The organism is Streptomyces sp. NPDC088554 (genome assembly GCF_044752945.1).
In the GTDB taxonomy this organism is placed as follows: Bacteria; Actinomycetota; Actinomycetes; order Streptomycetales; family Streptomycetaceae; genus Streptomyces.
In genome coordinates, this window is the sequence record NZ_JBIVMF010000074.1 from 1 (window position 1) to 5,224 (window position 5,224).

The 5,224-nt window shown below is 65.3% G+C and carries 5 protein-coding genes; 4 read left to right on the top strand and 1 reads right to left on the bottom strand.

Going from position 1 to position 5,224, the window contains the following annotated elements:
- Positions 1 to 302: 302 nt before the first annotated feature.
- Positions 303 to 1,649 (bottom strand): transcriptional regulator, encoded by a 1,347-nt coding sequence (locus ACIP8W_RS31720; RefSeq protein WP_402205858.1) that lies wholly within the window; start codon positions 1,647 to 1,649, stop codon positions 303 to 305.
- Positions 1,650 to 1,771: 122 nt separating this feature from the next.
- Between ACIP8W_RS31720 and ACIP8W_RS31725 the strand changes: the two genes are divergently transcribed.
- The 4 genes from ACIP8W_RS31725 (at position 1,772) to ACIP8W_RS31740 (ending at position 5,148) form a co-directional block, all read left to right on the top strand.
- Entirely contained in the window at positions 1,772 to 2,680 is a 909-nt protein-coding gene (locus ACIP8W_RS31725; protein WP_402205860.1) for an aminoglycoside phosphotransferase family protein, read from the top strand.
- Positions 2,681 to 2,792: 112 nt separating this feature from the next.
- Entirely contained in the window at positions 2,793 to 4,004 is a 1,212-nt protein-coding gene (locus ACIP8W_RS31730) for a methionine adenosyltransferase (RefSeq protein WP_402205862.1), read from the top strand.
- On the top strand, positions 4,004 to 4,930 hold the full coding sequence (locus tag ACIP8W_RS31735) for an aminoglycoside phosphotransferase family protein (protein WP_402205864.1): 927 nt from the start codon (positions 4,004 to 4,006) through the stop codon (positions 4,928 to 4,930). The genes ACIP8W_RS31730 and ACIP8W_RS31735 overlap by 1 nt, the downstream gene beginning before the upstream one ends.
- On the top strand, positions 4,927 to 5,148 hold the full coding sequence (locus ACIP8W_RS31740) for a histidine phosphatase family protein (RefSeq protein ID WP_402205866.1): 222 nt from the start codon (positions 4,927 to 4,929) through the stop codon (positions 5,146 to 5,148). Before ACIP8W_RS31735 ends, ACIP8W_RS31740 begins: the two co-directional genes overlap by 4 nt.
- Positions 5,149 to 5,224 lie beyond the last annotated feature (76 nt).

Here is a 5,224-nt window from a genome sequence, read left to right on the forward strand (position 1 = left end):
CCACGGGACCAGCATGACGGGTCCGTGCCGTCCGTGCCGACACCCGGACGGCGCGCCACAACAGGGCAAACGTTGCCTGATGCGGCACTAGAACGGTTCTCTCCCGAGAGGCCCGCATTTTCTCACCAGCGTTCGAGGAACCTGCCAGGCTCCTCGAACGCTGGCCCTTTTCGCTGGACCGCTTCGGCAACCAATCCGGGCACGATCCGAGCACACCGGGCGGCGTGCTCTTGAAGGTGAAGGGCCCGAAGTGTGAGGCCGACGCACACGCGATATCTGGCGTGAGGCGCCTGCGTCTGCGGTCAAGCCGCTGCCGTGAGCTCCCTGACTCGCTCGTTGAAGTCGGCCACCAGCCGATGGCCGCCGAATGGCTGCATACGCCGCTGAAGGTCGTGTACGGCTTCCACAGCACGGGAGGACTTGACCTGGCTGGTCAGGCTAAGGGTGCGAACACCAGCGGAGTGAGCCGCCTCCAGGTCCTTCCGCTGCAAATGCGCGACGGCGAGGGCGGCCTGAGACATGGCCCCACGTCGAGCACGCTTCTGGCTCCTGGCGTGGTCGATGGACTTCCGAGCGTGCTCGTCCGCGGAGTTCGCGTCGTTGAGGTCCCGGAACGTGTTGGCGTGCTCCCCGTGCAGGTAGGCAGGGTCGATGAACGCGGCCCACTCCGGCTCCTCCGCCGGTCGGGCCTTCGCGTATGCCCGCTCCGACTCGACCACGGCGTGGGCCGCGGCAGACTTGTCCTTGAGCAGTGCGAGCGCTCGCGCCTCAAGGCACCAGAGGTCCGCCAGGCAGGCCGGCGAATCCACGCGGGACAGCCCGAGGCGTCCAGCCTGGGCCAAGCGTCGTCCCTCTGCCGGGTCCCCAAGCAACGTGGCCTGGTCCGCCATGCCCGCGAGCACGTGAGAGCCCAAAGCAGCGTTGCCCGATTCTTCAGCCAGACGTAGGGACTGGATCAGATACCTCTGGGCTAGGCCGTGCTCGCCATTGTCGTAGGCCATCCACCCAAGCAGATAAGTCTGCTCAGCCGCGGCCTCGCAGAGGGCTCGCCGCACGTCGTCGCTATAGGTGCGATGGAGGAGGGGGTACACATGCTGGTTCATGTACTCGGCGAGGATCAGGCGGCCAGAGCCGCCCCCTTGGAGGACGTCCATCTTCTGGAACTCGCCGAACATGTTCTTCACCGCCGTCACGTCTTCAAGACGCACCCGGGGGCCGGTCTCCGACTTCTGGTCGAGGACGTTCATCAGCCAGTCGCGCGATGGGCCTACGCCAGCGAGGGCTACGAACGGTGTCCCTGCAAGGAAGTTTCGTCGATCCACGTCAGCTCTCCCAAGGTCTGCGACAACCTCCACGGTAGCCGCGTAGGAAGAGTTGTACACGAGTGCGTTCTCGGTACCTCCGCCATCGCCGAGTCCGAGATCATACGTTGTGACCCGGTATCCGAAGCGGTCGGAGAAGACAGCCGCGATGATGTCGGGTAATGGCCTACGCGGTATCTGGCCTTCTAGCCAGAAGCGCACTCGCGTCGTACTCGTGGCGACGTGGGGCTCGTTCCACAGCAACGCCTTGGCTTTCACTCTTCGTGCCAACTCGCCTCGGCTCATGCCGGATCGGTCGAGCCACCGTGCGAGATCGTCGTTGGTCATGCCCAGCCTCTCTGTGACGGGAGGTAGCGGAAGCGACACCCTTCGACACCCCCGTTGACGGTACCGCGCAACACGCTCATGAGGTTGTCTAGGGCCAAGGTGATCACGGGGAGGGCGGCACCATGGCGAGTCGCGCAGGGCGCAGCAAGGAACAGGGGGGCACTACGCCCCTTCCGCTCACGGGCTACGGGACAGCAGCCGTGAAGCCCAACTCGATCACTCGGTGGGCTCTAGACGGGAGTTCACTACTCAAGATCTACCGTGGCATCACCCCGCACGAGAGGCGGAGCCGCGAGGTGGACGCGCTCAAGGCTGCTACGGAATGGGGCCTTTCAGTCCCACCCGTATTGGCAACGGGAGACCAGGAGTCGCGCGCCTGGACCGTGTTCGGGGCCGTGCCAGGAAGGTCCTGTTCCACCCGCACGGCCCGAGGGGTGCAGGACTATGTCCAGCACGTCACCACCGCAACCGATCAGCTCCATCGTAAGAGCAATAGCGTGGCGCCCGGCCCAGGTTGGCGACGCCTCCAAGGTGACGCTCTCAGAAGCAACCAGAGCTTCCTTCTCGATCAATTCTCCAGCCGCTGTCGACAACTGCCCTGGTGGCCTGACCTTGAGGCCGCCCTCAAGCCCTGCAACGAACTTCCAACGGTCCACCTGCACGGCGATCTCAAGCCGGAACACCTGCTGTTCGACGGCGATCAGCTCCACATCGTCGATTGGGAGGCCAGTGGGCGAGGCCCCGCCGTTAGCGATCACGCTGATGTGGTCTTCCATCTCATTCGCGACTTGATCTACGCGTCAGTCGAACCTCCCCGACTGCCCACCGGAACCGTCAGCCAACTTCGTGCCACCGGAGCCATCTTGGCGTGGCGGATTGCCCTCTGGCTCGATCGACGGCGCTTCGGAGACATACACCTCGTTTCAGCGCATGACCTCTACCAGCTCGCTGCGAAAGACGACCTCGCAGCGGCCTGTGGGCAACTCGCTCGCATCGTCGCGCACTTGCGGGCGGCGGGCGTCCCCCGATGATCTCGGTTCCGTCCACCCAACAGGGCCGTACGAGAACCACGCACGTCCCATCCAACTCTGTGAGGAGCAGGCCATGCCTCGAACCAGCACGACCGTCGGCAACAGCCACGTAGTGGTCGAGACCAGCGCGCCCCAACCGGACGCGACTTCCATCGTCGAGCGCAAGGGCCTCGGCCACCCGGACACCCTCGCCGACCACCTCGCCGAGCGCTTGTCCCGCGCCTACAGTCAGTACACCGTGCAGCACTTCGGTGCCGTACTACACCACAACTTCGACAAGCTGGCTCTCCTCGGTGGCGCGAGCGAAGTCCGCTACGGCGGCGGCAAGATGACCTCCCCGGTGCGAGTCCTCGTCAATGGCCGGGCCGCGCCGGGGTGCGGTGGCGAAGCTATCCCCGTCACGGAGATCGTCGAAGCGGAGGTCAAGGCGTTCTTCGCTGAACGACTGCCGGAGGTGTCGGATCACCTCGATATCGACTTCAACATCACGAGCAATTCGAGCCCCGGTGCCGTGCTCATCGGCGACGAGACCCCCGACCGAACCCGCTGGTTCAACCCGCGCTCCATAGAGGACCTCCGTGAGCGCCGAGTGCGTCTCTCGAACGACACTTCCCTGGGGACGGGCTGGGCACCCGAGAGCCCCTTCGAGACGTTCGTCCGCGAACTGGTGGATCACTTCTCCGGACAGAGCGACTTCACGCAGGCCCACCCCTGGTGCGGTTCCGACGTGAAGCTCATGGGGTACTGGGACGGCGAGAGCGCCGACATCGTGCTGTGCGTGCCGCAGAAGTCGCGTCACGTCAGCAGCCGGGCGAAATACATCCGCAACACCGAGAACGTGCTCGCCGAGTGCAACCGGCTCGCCGGCATCCGCCTTCCTGGCGCCGAGGCTCGATTCCGGCTCAACGCCAGGGACGTACCGGAGAAGGACGAGCTGTACCTGACGTACACGGGAAGCTCGATCGAGTCGGGTGACGAAGGAGTGGTCGGCCGCGGCAACCGCGTCAACGGGCTCATAACACCTCTGCGCCCGATGAACCTGGAAGGAGCCAGCGGAAAGAACCCGGTCTACCACGTCGGCAAGCTCTACAACATCGCCGCCATTCGGTTGGCGCGACGGCTCCATGAGGCCACCGGCGAACACGCGGAAGTCCACCTGGTGAGCACCACGGGGCAGAGGCTGGACCAGCCCTGGCGCGTCCTGGTCCGCCTCACCGCGCAAGAAATCGAGATAGACAAGGTCCAAGCGCTCGTCACCGAGGCTCTGGAAGAGTTCCCGACCCTGACCGACGAGCTCGTTCAAGACGGGATCGTGTTGAGCTGATGACTACGCGGACGCTCGGCAAGGTGCCCACAGGATGTCAAGAGCGGCTGATCGCACACTACGGGGCGAAGGCTCAGGAGTGGCTGGACGCCGTTCCCGAAGTGCTGGGGCAGATGGCGGAACGCTGGAGACTCACACTCGCGGGTTATCACGATGCTGGCCACGCCTCTGTGATCGCCACGGCTACCGATCTCGACGGGCGTCCGCTGATTCTCAAGGCTTGGGCCGACCCCACCCGCTACCAACATGAGGTCCGCGCGCTGCGCCTGTGGGCCGGCGGGCTGACCGTCGATGTCATGGAGACCGCCGACGACCAGGCGGTGGCGCTTCTCGAAATGGTGGGAGGGCGTCCCGGAGGCTCCGATTGGCGGCAGCGAGAGACACAGATGGTCGCTGGCGCGCTGCACGGGCTACACCTCCGCGGGCGGACCAAGCCGCCCGAAGGGAGTCTCCCGCTACTCGGTGACTACCTTCGCTTCGAGGTGCTGCCCCGCATCGAGAAGCGAGCGCTGAGCCTCGATCTGGGTCCGTGGCAGCAGCTTGTCGACGACGAGCTTCGCGCGATCACCATGCTCCAAGAGGACCCTCGGCGGTCCACCGTGCTGCACGGGGACCTGTACCGGGAGAACGTGCCCTTCGACAGCCAGGGCCACCCACGGCTGATCGATCCCGTGCCTATGGTGGGCGACGCCGCCTTTGACTGGGCCTTCTGGACGGTCTACTACGACCTTGGCCGAGAGACGAGCCAGCGACTCGCGACAGCCGCCCGGATCTCCCGCATCCCCATCCCAGTGATCGCGCCGTGGTGCAGGTTGCTGTCCCTCGATGGCCTCCTCTACTACGTGGACACCGGAGACCCGCGAGCACCGCAGATGTTCGAGGTGTTTTCCTTCCTATCTGCCCGAGGAGCCGGAGGCGACGTATGAAGACGCACATCCTTCGGCACGGTCAGACGGATTACAGCACGAAGTACCTGGTCAACGGCGATCCCACCGCCCCCGTCCAGCTCAGCGAAGAGGGGGTGCGCTCGTGTCGGCGGGCCTGGACCGTGCTACCGCTCCACAGCCTGCGGACCTGGGTGGCCAGCGGCTTTCCGCGGGCTCAGCAGACCGCTCTCCTTCTCACAGTGTCAACGGCCTCGTAGTGCTCCCCGTGGGCGGCCAGTGATCTTCCCCGCTGGTGGCCTCGTGGGTGTCCCTGGTGGCGGCCAGATAATCTCC

Bases quoted from the DNA above. Each gene is read 5' to 3' on its own strand.
- ACIP8W_RS31720 (WP_402205858.1), bottom strand. From the start codon at position 1,649: ATGACCAACGACGATCTCGCACGGTGGCTCGACCGATCCGGCATGAGC.
- ACIP8W_RS31735 (WP_402205864.1), top strand. From the start codon at position 4,004: ATGACTACGCGGACGCTCGGCAAGGTGCCCACAGGATGTCAAGAGCGG.
- ACIP8W_RS31740 (WP_402205866.1), top strand. From the start codon at position 4,927: ATGAAGACGCACATCCTTCGGCACGGTCAGACGGATTACAGCACGAAG.
- ACIP8W_RS31725 (WP_402205860.1), top strand. From the start codon at position 1,772: ATGGCGAGTCGCGCAGGGCGCAGCAAGGAACAGGGGGGCACTACGCCC.